The organism is Kurthia sp. Dielmo, from assembly GCF_000307285.2.
GTDB lineage: Bacteria > Bacillota > Bacilli > Bacillales_A > Planococcaceae > Kurthia > Kurthia populi.
In genome coordinates, this window is record NZ_HE578970.1 from 1 (window position 1) to 455 (window position 455).

A 455-nucleotide genomic window follows, 5' to 3' on the forward strand; every position below is an offset into this window, starting at 1 on the left:
AAATACCTTGAATGTCGCTTCAGCCACAGCGTTGTCATAAGGGCAACCTTTCATGCTCAGTGATCGCTGGATGCCGAATGTTTCGAGTGCTTCAGAAATCAGCTTGTTATCGAACTCTTTTCCACGGCCTGTGTGAAACATTTTAACGTCATGTAAGTTGGCTTGAATACTCGCAATCGCTTGATATACAAGGTCTGCCGTTTTGTTTTCACCAGCACTAGAGCCGATAATTTCACGATTGAAAAGATCGACAAATAAGCATACATAGTGCCACTTTTTCCCGACACGGACGTATGTTAAATCGCTGACAATGACTGCTAATGGCTCTTCCTGATGAAATGCACGATTCAGTTCGTTCTTGACGGGTGCTTCGTTACAGCTTGATTTGTGTGGTTTAAATTGTGCCACCGTGTAGTTTGAAACTAGGCCAAGTTCATTCATCAAACGGCCAATTC

Annotated in this window: 1 protein-coding gene; it reads right to left on the reverse strand. The window is 43.3% G+C overall.

The features are described 5' to 3' along the window. On the reverse strand, positions 1 to 455 hold a 455-nt coding region (locus KTHG_RS20595; RefSeq protein WP_147633146.1), incomplete at both ends, for a DDE-type integrase/transposase/recombinase.